The organism is Streptomyces sp. NPDC111656 (genome assembly GCF_055656965.1).
The window spans coordinates 643,684-655,945 of sequence record NZ_JBVKCA010000003.1; the positions used below are offsets into that span (position 1 = coordinate 643,684).

At 68.3% G+C, this 12,262-nt stretch carries 13 protein-coding genes and 1 pseudogene; 6 read left to right on the forward strand and 8 right to left on the reverse strand.

The features are described 5' to 3' along the window. Window positions 1-29: 29 nt before the first annotated feature. The 4 genes from ACZ7M3_RS13135 to ACZ7M3_RS13150 form a co-directional block, all read right to left on the reverse strand. Window positions 30-434 (reverse strand): hypothetical protein, encoded by a 405-nt coding sequence (locus ACZ7M3_RS13135; RefSeq protein ID WP_472063001.1) that lies wholly within the window; start codon window positions 432-434, stop codon window positions 30-32. 76 nt (window positions 435-510) lie between these two features. Further along, window positions 511-945 carry an ATP-binding protein gene (locus ACZ7M3_RS13140; protein WP_261685201.1) on the reverse strand — a complete coding sequence of 145 codons (435 nt, stop codon included), beginning with the start codon at window positions 943-945 and terminating at the stop codon, window positions 511-513. 390 nt (window positions 946-1,335) lie between these two features. Beyond that, complete coding sequence (locus ACZ7M3_RS13145; protein WP_472063003.1) at window positions 1,336-2,130, reverse strand: anti-sigma factor; 795 nt, start codon at window positions 2,128-2,130, stop codon at window positions 1,336-1,338. 25 nt (window positions 2,131-2,155) lie between these two features. Next, window positions 2,156-2,758 carry a sigma-70 family RNA polymerase sigma factor gene (locus ACZ7M3_RS13150; protein ID WP_099944490.1) on the reverse strand — a complete coding sequence of 201 codons (603 nt, stop codon included), beginning with the start codon at window positions 2,756-2,758 and terminating at the stop codon, window positions 2,156-2,158. 629 nt (window positions 2,759-3,387) lie between these two features. Here ACZ7M3_RS13150 and ACZ7M3_RS13155 point away from each other — a divergent pair. From ACZ7M3_RS13155 to ACZ7M3_RS13170, 4 genes and pseudogenes are all read left to right on the forward strand, one after another. Next, a complete protein-coding gene (locus ACZ7M3_RS13155) occupies window positions 3,388-3,684 on the forward strand; it encodes a plastocyanin/azurin family copper-binding protein (RefSeq protein WP_472063005.1) in 297 nt (98 codons plus the stop codon). Further along, window positions 3,681-4,682, forward strand: a complete 1,002-nt coding sequence (locus ACZ7M3_RS13160) for a metallophosphoesterase family protein (RefSeq protein ID WP_472063007.1) — start codon at window positions 3,681-3,683, stop codon at window positions 4,680-4,682. Before ACZ7M3_RS13155 ends, ACZ7M3_RS13160 begins: the two co-directional genes overlap by 4 nt. Next, the gene (locus ACZ7M3_RS13165) at window positions 4,679-5,128 is read left to right on the forward strand and encodes a hypothetical protein (RefSeq protein ID WP_472063009.1); all 450 of its coding nucleotides are present in this window, start codon (window positions 4,679-4,681) and stop codon (window positions 5,126-5,128) included. Before ACZ7M3_RS13160 ends, ACZ7M3_RS13165 begins: the two co-directional genes overlap by 4 nt. A gap of 80 nt (window positions 5,129-5,208) precedes the next feature. After that, window positions 5,209-5,328: pseudogene (locus ACZ7M3_RS13170) on the forward strand (hypothetical protein); the annotation flags it as partial. Here the strand turns inward: ACZ7M3_RS13170 and ACZ7M3_RS13175 are convergent. Both ACZ7M3_RS13175 and ACZ7M3_RS13180 read right to left on the reverse strand, forming a co-directional pair. After that, entirely contained in the window at window positions 5,314-5,841 is a 528-nt protein-coding gene (locus ACZ7M3_RS13175; RefSeq protein ID WP_472063011.1) for a glycoside hydrolase N-terminal domain-containing protein, read from the reverse strand. The pseudogene ACZ7M3_RS13170 and the gene ACZ7M3_RS13175 sit on opposite strands and share 15 nt — an antisense overlap. Window positions 5,842-5,952: 111 nt before the next feature. Continuing rightward, complete coding sequence (locus ACZ7M3_RS13180) at window positions 5,953-8,295, reverse strand: alpha-L-fucosidase (protein WP_472063013.1); 2,343 nt, start codon at window positions 8,293-8,295, stop codon at window positions 5,953-5,955. A gap of 352 nt (window positions 8,296-8,647) precedes the next feature. Between ACZ7M3_RS13180 and ACZ7M3_RS13185 the strand changes: the two genes are divergently transcribed. Beyond that, window positions 8,648-10,087, forward strand: a complete 1,440-nt coding sequence (locus ACZ7M3_RS13185) for an RICIN domain-containing protein (protein WP_472063015.1) — start codon at window positions 8,648-8,650, stop codon at window positions 10,085-10,087. On the opposite strand, the gene ACZ7M3_RS13190 is transcribed toward ACZ7M3_RS13185, so the two are convergent. Then, complete coding sequence (locus ACZ7M3_RS13190; RefSeq protein ID WP_472063017.1) at window positions 10,029-10,304, reverse strand: CocE/NonD family hydrolase; 276 nt, start codon at window positions 10,302-10,304, stop codon at window positions 10,029-10,031. The genes ACZ7M3_RS13185 and ACZ7M3_RS13190 overlap by 59 nt on opposite strands. Window positions 10,305-10,403: 99 nt before the next feature. On the opposite strand from ACZ7M3_RS13190, the gene ACZ7M3_RS13195 reads away from it, so the two are divergent. Then, window positions 10,404-11,212 (forward strand): IS5 family transposase gene (locus ACZ7M3_RS13195; RefSeq protein ID WP_472063130.1). Its coding sequence is split into 2 segments (ribosomal slippage): window positions 10,404-10,718 and window positions 10,721-11,212, totalling 807 coding nucleotides; the frame shifts between segments, so codons are not numbered across the junction. Window positions 11,213-11,232: 20 nt separating this feature from the next. Here ACZ7M3_RS13195 and ACZ7M3_RS13200 read toward each other — a convergent pair. Further along, window positions 11,233-12,009, reverse strand: a complete 777-nt coding sequence (locus ACZ7M3_RS13200; RefSeq protein ID WP_472063019.1) for an alpha/beta fold hydrolase — start codon at window positions 12,007-12,009, stop codon at window positions 11,233-11,235. Window positions 12,010-12,262: the final 253 nt, after the last annotated feature.

Sequence of the window (12,262 nt, forward strand, 5' to 3'; positions counted from 1 at the left end):
CGTATCGGCCTGAAGCACGCGTATGTCACTCACCGCCGCCCGGCGGACGTCCATGCGGCGTACTCCTGGCGGACGTAGGGGCGGTGGCTGGGGTCGAGCGTGATCGCATCGGGGTGGTGCGGGCCGGCCACCAGGTCGGGATGGCGGCGGTCGTACAGCACGAGTTGTTCGGCGGTTCGTGCGGCGGCGCCGACCGGGCCGGGGCCGTCCAGGGCCATCCGGTCCATGAGAGCAGCCCTGCGCAGCAGCCAGGCGCGCTCGGCGGCCGTCGCGTCGACCGGCGGTCCGGTGACGGTCCGGACCCGGCGGCCGTCGCGTTCGGCTCCGAGGGCGAGCACCTGATGCATCTCGCGGCGCAGGTCGGGGGCGTTCGCGTACGCCTCGTGCGGAGGCGGCGCGTCGATGGCCTCGGCCGTCTTCGGGGTGACCCTCATGCTCACGCCTCCGCCGGTACACCGAGGCCGCAGCGTTCGCAGAGCACCGTGTCATGGTCAGGTGATCCGGGGCCGGTCATGCCGAGCACCTCAGGCAGGCGCGGACTTCGCGGCCGCTGCCCGTCTGGTGGACCTCGGTGGACTGGGCGAGGTACTGGACGATGCCGGTGCCGCGGCCGTGTTCGTCCGGGGCGATGTCGGGGCGAAGGTGCTCCACGGCCATTCCGGAGTCACTGACCACGATGTGCAGAGTGCCGTGGTCGAGGACGAGCAGCAGGGTCATGCGCTCGCGTCCGTACTGGGCGGCGTTGGCGGCGAGTTCGTCGACGATGAGGACGGCGGAGTCCCGTTCGCTCGCGGGTACGCTCCAGGTCTCCAGCAGATCGGCCGCGAAGTGACGAACGGCGGAGACGTGCGCCTCCTGCGCGGGCAGGGTGAGCAGCGCCTGGTGACTGCAGTGCCGGGTGGGCAGCGAACTCGGGCGGGGGGAATCGGTGACAAACATGGTCATCTGGCTCTTCCGTGGAGGTGCGGAGACCGGAAAGTGGAGGACCGCCAACGGCTTCGAGGGGCGGTCGGTGGGCCGGATCCTGCAGGGGAGCGCTCATTCAGTTCCACGGGCGGCGCATGCCGAACGGTTCGGGTTATTCGCGCCTTTTGCTCACCTTCTTGCGGGTCAGGTCAATGCCGACGGCCGGGACGGGCTCACTCGCCTCTCCAGGAGCTCGATGCCGAATCCGGCGAGCAGGGCACCGGCAGCACCTCGGCCAGGCCCTTTGAGGCCCAGGGCGCTGTCACCCACATACGCAGCCGACGCGCCTTTCCTCCGGGCGCACCGTGAGGAGTCGGCCGGATACGCCGGGAGCCCGCCCGACGCATCGTCGGGCGGGCTCCCGGCTCCTCACGCCTGCATCGTGACCAGCTTCTGACCGTTGCCGGCGACGATCTCAAAGTGCTCGATGGCTCCCGGAGACATGGCAACCGCCCCGGGGATCGTGGTGCCGGGAGGGTACTCGCCTGCCCGCCAGGTAGCACCGTCCGCCCTGGCCCCGCCCGGCCCGACCGCCTGCAGCCGGCAGGTGATTCCGGCGGGCGCCCCCTTGGCGGAGACCTGCAGGACACTGCCCCAGGCAGAGGGCGAGACCTTGACCGAGGCGGTGACGCCGGTGACGGGGTCGCTTCCGGAGAAGGTGCGCCAGGCAGTCGGCGCGGTCGGCCCGGGCTGCGTCGCCTGACTGCCGACCGTTCCGGTAGCCGCCAGCCATGTGCCGCCGACCGCTGCCGCGATGAACGTCAGCGAGGCGGCGGCGCCCGCCAGTTGCAGACGCCAGGTCCTGCGGCGCCGGGCCGCGGCCTGCTGGAGCAGCCGCTCCAGCACACCCGCCTGCGGCACCTGCGGCACCGCAGGCACGGCGGGCCGTTCAGGCGAGGAGCCCTGAGCGCTCTGCGCTGCCCGCGCCACCAGCCGGTCGGCCAGGTCTTCGCCGGCCACCGGCGCCGTCCGGCCCGCGGCTTCGGCTTCGGTCACCGTCGCCATCAGCGCGGGCAGTCCCGCCAGCTGGGCGTGTTCCGCCTGACACTCGGCGCATCCCGCGAGGTGGGCGCGCGCTTGTTCCATTTCCGCCGGGGGCAGCGTGCCCAGGACGTACCCTCCCAGCGCCAGCCGGAGGGCGTCGTGCTCCGCGCTCATGCTCATGGTCGCCACCTCCTGCATGTCACGGTCATGGCTCGATGCCCCGTTCCAGCAGCGCCAGCCGCAGGGCGTGCAGGGCGTAGTACGTCCGCGACTTCACGGTGCCCAGCGGGATGCCCAGCACCCGGGCAGCCTCCGCCATGGTCCGGCCCCGGTAGTAGGTCTCCAGCAGGATCGCGCGATGGTCCGGGGACAGCGTCCGGATGGCATCGGCGACCGCCCAGCTCTGCAGTACCTGCTCGATCTCGTCCTCGCCCGGTGCCTGCTCGGCGGCTCGCTCCAGCGCCTCGCCGCCGACCTCGGCCGGTCTGGCCTGCCGGGCCCGGTGGGCGTCGATGACCAGGTGCCGGGCCACCGTGCACAGCCATGCCCGGGCCGGGCCGCGTGCCGGGTCGAACGCGGCGGGATGCTGCCACGCTCGCAGCAGCGTCTCCTGCACGACGTCCTCCGCCCATTGCCAGTCTCCTGAGGTCAGTCGCAGCACGTAGTGGAACAGGGGCCCTGCGTGCTCCGCGTACAGAGTGCGCAACAGTTCCTCGTCCGCGGTCGAAAGAGTCCCTTTACCAGAGACACGGTGCGCGGAGTCGTCCGGATCGGTCCTTTGATCACGTTTTCGGGAACTCCAGGGCATAAGCCGATCATTGCGCATATATATTGCTTTGTCCTGTAACGCACGGCGCGGAACAGGTGACACTCCGCGAGCGGAGCACCCGGGGCCGACCGATCTACGGCGATCACCAAGAAGTGTCATAAAAAGTGCATATCCACCGAACCAAGCGCCCCCGCCGCCCGTGGAGCCATACAAGAGCCGATTTACGCGGCACACCCGCTCAGGGCGCCGACCACGCTCGCCCCGCGCACACCACGACGACGGTCCTACGGAGCGCTCGACGCGCACGACGCGCCGCTTGCGGCCCCGGATGAGGAACTGCCGCACGTCACCGGCGACTTCGCGGCACGCAAGGGCGGATGTGCAGCTGCCTTGATCAGTGAGGAAGAAGCACCATGCACCTGAACTTTCGTACACCAGGCCGACGATCACGCTTCGCGGCCGGTCCTGCCGTCGCCACCGCCGTCGCGTTGGGGCTCCTCAGCTCATGCGGCCAGTCGTCGCATTCCTCGTCCGCCGGAACCGGCGCCATCACACCCGGAACAGGTCAGCACCAGACGGCCGGGATGCCCGGCGCCGCCGGACCGGGGAAGACGGCGGGCTCCGCTCCCGGTACCTCAGCCACGCCCATGCCCAGCATGAGCATGCCCATGAGCCCCCCGAGCACGGGCGCGGCGGCCGCGCCGGTGAGCGGGGACACCGTGGCGATCAAGAACTTCGCATTCTCCCCGGCCACACTCAAGGTCACAGTGGGCACGACGGTGACCTGGACCAATCAGGACACCGACGCCCACACGGTCACCAGTGCGGGATCGGGCGGCCCGTTGCATTCGGCAGCCCTGAACACCGACGCAACCTACAGCTACACGTTCACCAAGCCCGGCACCTACTCCTACCTCTGCACCATCCATCCGTTCATGACCGCCACCGTGGAGGTGACCCGATGACCGGCTCCTACGACAGTCACGACGGTGCACCGGCCGGCAATACCGAGCGGCCCGCCACGGAGCACGGCATGTCCCGGCGCCAACTCCTCCGCCACGCGGGGTGGTTCGGCGGCGCCGTGGTGCTGACCGTGGCCAGCGGAGAGGTGATCAGCCACATCGCCGACTCCCGGGAGACCAACTCCATGGCCACCGCCGGCGCCACCGCGGCGGCGAACAGCTCGCTGCGGTTCGTGCAGGTCTCCGACAGCCATATCGGGTTCCAGGGCCCGGCGAACACGGACGTGGTCGGCTCGTTCACCGAAGCGATCAACCAGGTCAACTCGCTCGGATTCAGACCCGACTTCGTCATGCACAGCGGCGACCTGACCCACCTGTCCACGGCAGGCCAGTTCGACCAGGTCAAGCAGATGCTGACCGGTATGCAGACAGACCGTGTCTTCACCGTACCGGGCGAGCACGACTCCATCGGCGATGCAGGGCGCGCCTACCGGAAGACCTTCGGCATGGGCACGCTCGGCGATGGCTGGTACAGCTTCGACACCCACGGCGCGCACTTCATCGCCCTGGTCAACACCCTGAGCCTGGAAAAGCTCGGCCATCTCGGCAACGACCAGATCGACTTCGTCCGAAGGGACATCGCCGGACTGTCGTCGGACACCCCCATCGTGGTCTTCAGCCACATCCCGCTGTTCGCCATGTACCCGCAGTGGGGCTGGAGCACCGATGACGCCCTCAAGGTCATCGCCCTCCTGCGCCGCTTCTCCTCCGTCACCTGTCTCAACGGGCACGTCCACCAGCTCTTCACCAAGACAGAGGGCAACATCACCTTCCACTCCGCCACCACCACCGCCTACCCCCTGCCCAAACCGGGCCATGGTCCCGCCCCCACTCCGCAGGTCGTCCCCGCCCGGCAGCTCAAGGACGCACTCGGCATCCGCACCGTCGGCTACCGCCAGGGCGACCGCGAGCTGGCCATCAAGGATCAGAGGCTGGCATGAACACCCAAAGGCTCCTCGTCCCCACCCTGCGATCGGCGAGCGCCGCCACCCTCGCCGCCGGCGGATACATACACGGCCGGCTCTACGTCGACGAGTACCGCTTCATCCACGTCATCGGCCCCCTGTTCCTGCTCCAGGCCAGCGTCTCCTTCGCCCTCGCCGCCCTGCTGCTGATGGGAACACCGCCCCTGCTTCTGAGGGCCGCCGCAGCCGGCGTCACGCTCGGCGCCCTCGCCGGCTTCATCGCCTCACGCACCGTGGGCGTCTTCGGATTCACCGAACACGGCCTGCAGCCTGCGCCACAAGCCCTCCTCAGCCTCCTCACCGAAACCGGCACGCTGCTGTTCCTCTCGATCTGGCAGCTGACCGTGACGGAGCAGCACCGCGCGGGATGGCCCAGAACCAAGGAGCGTCCGCGACCACCAACAGCCAGAGCAACTCTCTGACGCGTAAATAGAGCCTGGTCAGGGTGGGTGCGGGCAGGGCTTGGTGCCCGGTGGCCGTTGAAGACCGCCGGGTGTCCGGGGTGCCGGCCCTCGTACGGCCGGACGGCACCATCACCCTGCCTGAGCTGCCGCCGGGGCCTCCCCCAGGGCTGGGGGCGCTCCCGTTCGAATCCGCCGAGGTGGAACTACCTGAAGGCACCGTGATCGCCCTCTACACCGACGGTCTCGTCGAATGCGGCGACCGGGACATCGACGAGGAGGTCCCGGCTGCGCACCGCCCTCGCCCGTCCCGGCCCGACGCTGGACGCGGCCTGCGGCAGGCTCCAGCCGTTCGCGAAGGTCGTCTGCGCCCCGGCGTAGTCCCCCGCCAGCGCCTTGTCCCGGGCGGACTCCAGCTGGCCGGAGATCACCGGTGGCTGCAGGTCGCGGGTTCCGTTGGGCAGAACGAACCGGTGGTGGTTGAAGATGACCTTCTCGAGCGTGGGGGCTCCGTACAGGATGGCGCCGTACTCGCCGTTGCCGGTCACGAAGCCGTCGGTCCACGCTGACGCGGCCGTGGTGTCGTATATGCCGCGGTCGTGGAGGGTGACCTGGGGCGGCACGGCGGCGGATGCCCGGCCGGCCGGCACTCCGGGCAGTACGACGGCACCGGTCGCCAGCGCGGCGGCGGTCAGGAATCGTCTGCGGTCCATCGGGAATTCGAGATGGCCCATGGCGCACGCTCCATCGCGTTCGAGGGGAAGGTGGGGGCCGCGCGGCGGCCGGAGGCAGGGGAGGCCGAGGGCCGGTGCGGCGCGGCACCGGCCCTGTCGCGGCGTCGCCGGCTACAGGGCGACGAGCTGCCATTCCTGGTTGGTGCCGCCCGTGTTGGGCCACTGGATGATCGAGGCGCCGTCCGCGGTGGAGGCGTCCTTGACGTCGGCGCACCAGCCGTTGCCGACGTTGACGATCCGGTAGTAGCCGGTGGAGGCGGGCACAAGCTGCCACCACTGGTTGCTGCTGCTGGTGTCGGTCCACTGGTCGAGAGCGGCGCCCTGGGCGGAGCCGCCCGGGCTGTCCATGACCTTGCCGCTCTTGACGTTGGCCAGGCGGTAGGAGCCATCGGTGTTCGGCAGCAGCTTCCACTGCTGGTTGGTGCCGGTGTTCTGCGGCCACTGGATGAGGGACCCGCCGTCGGCGGTGGAGCCTCCACTGACGTCCAGCACCTTGCCGCTCTTGTGGTTCACCAGCCGATAGGTACCGAGGTCGGTGGAGAAGGGACGGTCGTAGATCTCCAGGTTGCGGATGGAGGCCCACACTCCGGTGGGAAGTCCGGTCACCGTCACCCGCACGTAACGGACCTGTGCGTTGAAGACGGAGGCCTGCACCTGGCTGGTGCTGGTGGTGCCGGTGCGGTCGGCCAGCATGGTCCAGGTGGCGTTGTCCGTGGAGCCTTCGATCTTGTACTTGTAGTTCGTGGCGTCGAGCTCCCAGGCGATCCGCGCGCCGGTGACCGCCTTGGTCGACCCCAGGTCCACCGTCAGCCAGGCCCCGGTGTTCGAGTTGTTGGCGCACCAGCGCGTCGCGGTGGAGCCGTCCACCGCCTTCGCCGCGGTGTTGCCCTGGGAGGACTCCTGGCTGCTCGCCGTCACGGAGCGGCCCGAGGCGATGTCGGCCGGCAGCACCGTCCGGTCCAGGGTGACACCGACGACGCTGTCCTCGGGGTTGCGGGTGCGGTTGATGCCGGTGATCGTCACCGTGCCGTCCGCATTGACGGTGTACGACAGGTCGGTACCGGCCGCGACGTCGAACACGCGGGTGACCTTGGCGTCCCCGATCGGCTGGGTGGTGAAGCTGGTGCCGCTGTAGCCGGGCAGCAGGTGGACGTAGAAGGTGCTGTCCTTGTAGGTGTAGCCGTACTTGCCGTCCACGGGGTTCCACGGGCCGCCGTGGGTGGCGTAGATGGCCTGGCCGTAGGTGGTCATGAAGGAGCCGATCTGGCGCAGCAGGCTCGCCTGCCCGGAGGGCACGGTGCCGTGCCGGTCCGGGCCGATGTTGACCATGGCCGTCATGTTCCGGATCCAGCAGTTGACCAGGAGGTTCATGGCGGTGCTGTAGCTCATGACCTTGCCGTCGGAGTTGTAGCCCCAGGTGGTGCCGACGGTGAAGACCTTCTCGGTGACCTTGCCGGTGCGGATGGCCCCGCTCGGGACGGAGGGACCCTCTTCGCTGGCGTAGTCGCCGATCCAGCCGGAGCGCGAGGTGGCGACGATGTCGGGCTGGTGTGCGCGCACCATGCCCATCAGCCCGAGCGGCTTGCCGGAGCTGTCAGTCTCACCGTAAGTGGAATCCACCGGCCACTGGTTGGCGGTGTCCCGCAATTGGCCGGGCTCCCAGAAGAACGCGGCGTCGGCGTCGCTGCCCTGCTCCGCGATCCAGCCGCCGTCCCACCACAGGTCGTCGATGACGCCGTACTGGGTGACGAGTTCCTTGATCGACTCGTACACTTCGGTCTTCATGATCCGCGCGTTCCCCTTGTGCGCGGGGTCGGTGGTGTAGCCCCACGGGTTGGTCGCGCAGTTGGTGCCGTACACGTCGTAGTAGCCGGGGTAACGCCAGTCGATGGGCGAGTAGTAGAGGCCGACCTTCAGCCCTGCCGCCCGGGTGGCGGCGACGTAGTCCTTGACGAAGTCGCGGCTCAGGGGTGCCTGGCCGGAGTTCCAGCTGTTCGGGTGTTTCAGCGGCCACAGGGCGAATCCATCATGGTGACGGGTGGTCAGCACCGTGTACTTGGCGCCGAAGTCCATGGCCAGTTGTGCCCACGCCTTCGGGTCGTAGGCATCCGCGGTGAACTGCTCGCTGGTCGCGTCGGTGACGTACTTCTGGTAGTCGGCGGGAGTGACGGGTGCGTTGTGCATCCACCACTCGCCCTTGGCGGGGCCCGAGTAGACACCCCAGTGGATGAACATCCCCAGCTTGGCGTCCTGCAACCACTGGACCTTTGCGTCGGGCTGCTGCTCGAGGCCCATGTCGGTCTTGGGGATGCGCAGCGGGGCGAGCGGCAGGGGCTGGGACGCGGAGGCGGCGGCATGGGCGGAGGCCGTCCCGAGGGTCGGCGTGACGACGGCGGCAACCGTCATGGCCGCCATGCCCATCAGCACTCTTCGTCGAGTGAGCGATTCTGACAAGGAGTTCTCTCCTGACTGTCCACAGGACAGTACGGACCGTGCTGCGGCTCAGCGTTCGGACCGAACGATTGGGGAAGTCATCCGATGAATAGCGGGTGCGCCGGGGAACCACACGGAAGACACGCACCGCGCCGGATGACGTTGGGTGTATTAAGGACTCAGAGGTCGGCCTCCGTCTAGACGTTGGACGAGTTTTGACGGAATTGAGTGGTCAGCGCGAGCAACCAGGAACCCAGCGATCGGCAAACATCGGAGTTCTTGCTCTTGACGGGAGCATGCCCCCCTCCTAGCGTCACTCAACGGGACCGCACACAACCAAACAGACAACTCAGTACCGTCGTTGAGGAACCCGATGCTCCGACGCACCCTCACGCTCATACTGGCCGCCACGATGAGCGTGTTCGCCCTGCTGGTCACCGGATCGCCCGCTCAGGCCGCCCCGGTCACCGTGGCCAACGCCACCCAGTTCACCGACACCGCCGGCGCCGTAGTGCAGGCCCACGGCGGTGGAGTGATCAAGGTCGGCTCCTATTACTACTGGTTCGGCGAGAACCGCAACCCCGACAACACCTTCAAAGCCGTCTCGGTCTACCGCTCGACCGACCTCAGGAACTGGGAGTTCCGCCACAACGTCCTGACGCAGAGCAGTGATCCCGAGCTGGCGGTCGCCAACATCGAACGCCCCAAAGTCATCTACAACAGCACGACCGGCAAGTACGTGATGTGGATGCACAAGGAGAACGGCAGCGACTACACCCAGGCCCGCGCCGCCGTCGCCGTGTCCGACACCGTCGACGGCGACTACACCTACAAGGGCAGCTTCCGGCCGCCCACCGGCACCACGTCCCGCGACATGACGCTGTTCAAGGACGACGACGGCGCCGCCTACCAGATCACCTCCGCCAACAACAACGCCGACCTGCAGATCTTCAAGCTGAGCGCCGACTACACCTCCTACGACAGCCTGGCCGCCAACCCCTGGCCGGGCACGTTCCGCGAGGCTCCCGGGCTGTTCAAGCGGAACGGCGTCTACTTCATGCTCACCTCCGCCAACAGCGGCTGGAAGCCCAACCAGCAGAGGTATGCGACGGCCACGAGCATCGCGGGTCCCTGGACTGCCATGACCGACGTCGGTGACGACACCGCCTACGGCTCCCAGACCACGTTCGTGCTGCCCGTCCAGGGCACTCAGGGCACCTCGTACTTGTACATGGGCGACCGCTGGGGCAACTCCATGGGCGGTACGGTCAACGACTCGCAGTACGTCTGGCTCCCCCTGGCCTTCCCCACCAAGACCACCATGGACCTGCCGTGGTACCCGCAGGTCGCCATCGACACCGACGCCGGCACGATCAACGGGGTGGGCGGCGGTCCCTACTACAAGCTGATCGCCCGGCACAGCGGCAGGTGCCTCGACGTGTCCGACAACTCGGCCGCCGACAGCGCGGTCGCCATCCAGTACACCTGCACCGGCGGCCTCAACCAGCAGTGGCGGCTGCAGGACGCGGGAGACGGTTACGTGCGCGTCCTCGCCCAGCACAGCGGCAAGTGCCTGGACGTCGCGGGCGCCTCCACGGCAGACGGCGCCTATGTGAACCAGTACCACTGCGGCACCGGCACCAACCAGCAGTGGATGTTCCAGGACCAGGGCAATGGCTACTACCAGCTGATGGCCCGGCACAGCGGCAAGTGCCTGGACGTGGCGAACGTGTCCACCGCCGACGGCGCCCGGCTCATCCAGTGGCCTTGCGGGACCGGCACCAACCAGCAGTTCCAGCGTGTGACCGCCTGACCGCGGAAAAGCCCGGGAAATGACGGTGGTGACACGCCGTCCACCGCGTCGAGTTCACGGGGAGCGCGGCGGCCCAGCGGACCGTGTCGTAGCCGTCGTCCTCCTCGTACGTCCACGGCTCCCACTCGCCGGCCGAGGCGAACCGGCCCCGGGTGTCCTGGAGCACGACGATAAAGCCCGAGCGGGCCAGACCGAGCGGGTCGAGAAACCCGGCCATGACGCTCTTGCCTTAGAATTCCTAACAGAAAGGCGTTTCTCGCCTTGGAATAGCGGCTCCTGATGGAGCGTTAGCCTTCATGCGAGAAGAGGTGAGCAGCTGCCGTGGATCGTGTCCGACGAGCTGTGGGCACGGATCGAGCCGTTGCTTCCGGTGGTACCGCGCCGCGCGGATCATCCGGGCCGCAAGCGTCTGGATGACCGGAAGGTGCTGTCCGGGATCCTGTTCGTGCTCTATACCGGCATTCCGTGGGAGTTCCTGCCCCAGGCGCTGGGCTTCGGCTCGGGGATGACCTGCTGGCGGCGTCTGCGTGACTGGAACGAGGCAGATATCTGGCAGCGTCTTCACGAGTCGCTGCTGGCCGAGTTGCACGCCGCAGGCGCTCTGGACTGGTCGCGGGCGGTGATCGACGGCTCTCACGTGCGGGCCATGAAGGGCGGCCCAAAACCGGACCGAGCCCGGTCGACCGTGCCCGAGCAGGCTCGAAGCACCATCTGATCACCGAAGCGCACGGCATTCCGCTGGCAGTGTCACTGACCGGCGGCAACCGCAACGACGTCACCCAGCTCATGCCGCTGATCGAGGCCGTCCCGCCCGTGCGGGGCCGGCGCGGACGGCCCCGCCGACGGCCGGACACCATCTACGCCGACCGCGGCTACGACCACGACAAGTACCGCAAGCAGGTCCGCGCGGTCGGGATCACCCCGGTCATCGCGCGGCGCGGCACCGAACACGGATCAGGACTGGGCGTCCACCGCTGGGTGGTCGAGCAGAGCTTCGCGCTGCTGCACTGGTTCCGCCGGTTACGCATCCGCTGGGAGATCCGCGACGACATCCACGAAGCCTTCCTCAGCCTCGCCTGCAGCATCATCTGCTGGCGACGACTCAAGAACCTCGCACTTTGTTAGGAGTTCTAAGGGCAGACGCGTCAGCAGGACGGGGTACGGGCCGCCCGTCGCGCTGAACAGGCTGCGGCCGGTGCCACCGACCGCACCATGGAAACCGCCATGGGTGATGCCGGCGGGTCACAACCTGCTCGCGATGGTGTCCAGGTAGGCGGCGAGTTCCTTCGCCCGGGCGTACATGGGCCCGTGCCCGGTCGCCCACTCCGTGGTCGTCGCGCCGGCGCGGCGGCGAGTTCACGCTGGGTGGCTGCGGGCAGTGCGCGGTCGTCGGCGGCGACGAGGTAGTGGCTCGGTCGGTCGCGCCAGGCGGGGGCCCCGGACGGGGCCTGATCGATGCCTAGGCGAGGGTACTTCTGCACGGCGCCCGCGAGTGCGGTGCGCTCCTCGGGGGCGTCGGCGGCCATGATCTCGCCGTAGGCGGCGTGGTCGATGTAGGAGCGGCCGTCCTCGGTGACCTTCAGGTTGTCAGATAGCAGGCTGCCGGGATGGCGATGGGCCAGGTCGCTGACCGACTCACCCTCGTCGGGCATGAAGGCGGCGATGTATGCGAGTGCCTGGACGCGGTTCTGGTCGCTGACGGCGTTGGTGATCACGGCTCCGCCGTACGACCAACCCACCAGCAGTACCGGCCCGTCCACGGTGGACAGCGTCGCACGTACGGCAGCGATGTCATCCACCATTGATTCCAGCGGGAGTTGAGCGGCAACGGGCTTGTGGCCGAGTGCCTGCAACTCGGTGATCGTCTCGCTCCAGCAGGAGCCGTCGGCCCACAGGCCGTGAACGAGAACTATGGCGGTCATGGAACGAACCTCCGGTGGTGCGAGAGATGGCGGATGCTCGGCACGGACGTCGGGGCCGGCGAACAAATGGCCTTGACCTTTCCGTCGCTGTTTCGCGGACCGACCCCGAGGTCTGATCAGCGTACGAAGCCGACGTGCTGCTCTCTTGATCCACAGACGACTCCTGATGGTGAAGAACGGACACTGGCTGCTCGGCAAAGCCCCCAAGCCGGCCGAACTCGTCCGCTGGGCGAACCGGTTCCGCCGGGAACCA

Excerpts from the sequence above, each read along its gene's own strand:
- ACZ7M3_RS13150 (WP_099944490.1), bottom strand. The coding sequence starts at position 2,758 with ATGCCCTGGAGTTCCCGAAAACGTGATCAAAGGACCGATCCGGACGAC.
- ACZ7M3_RS13185 (WP_472063015.1), top strand. The coding sequence starts at position 8,648 with ATGCTCCGACGCACCCTCACGCTCATACTGGCCGCCACGATGAGCGTG.
- ACZ7M3_RS13155 (WP_472063005.1), top strand. The coding sequence starts at position 3,388 with ATGAGCCCCCCGAGCACGGGCGCGGCGGCCGCGCCGGTGAGCGGGGAC.
- ACZ7M3_RS13175 (WP_472063011.1), bottom strand. The coding sequence starts at position 5,841 with ATGGGCCATCTCGAATTCCCGATGGACCGCAGACGATTCCTGACCGCC.
- ACZ7M3_RS13140 (WP_261685201.1), bottom strand. The coding sequence starts at position 945 with ATGACCATGTTTGTCACCGATTCCCCCCGCCCGAGTTCGCTGCCCACC.
- ACZ7M3_RS13200 (WP_472063019.1), bottom strand. The coding sequence starts at position 12,009 with ATGACCGCCATAGTTCTCGTTCACGGCCTGTGGGCCGACGGCTCCTGC.
- ACZ7M3_RS13145 (WP_472063003.1), bottom strand. The coding sequence starts at position 2,130 with ATGAGCATGAGCGCGGAGCACGACGCCCTCCGGCTGGCGCTGGGAGGG.
- ACZ7M3_RS13160 (WP_472063007.1), top strand. The coding sequence starts at position 3,681 with ATGACCGGCTCCTACGACAGTCACGACGGTGCACCGGCCGGCAATACC.
- ACZ7M3_RS13165 (WP_472063009.1), top strand. The coding sequence starts at position 4,679 with ATGAACACCCAAAGGCTCCTCGTCCCCACCCTGCGATCGGCGAGCGCC.
- ACZ7M3_RS13135 (WP_472063001.1), bottom strand. The coding sequence starts at position 434 with ATGAGGGTCACCCCGAAGACGGCCGAGGCCATCGACGCGCCGCCTCCG.
- ACZ7M3_RS13190 (WP_472063017.1), bottom strand. The coding sequence starts at position 10,304 with ATGGCCGGGTTTCTCGACCCGCTCGGTCTGGCCCGCTCGGGCTTTATC.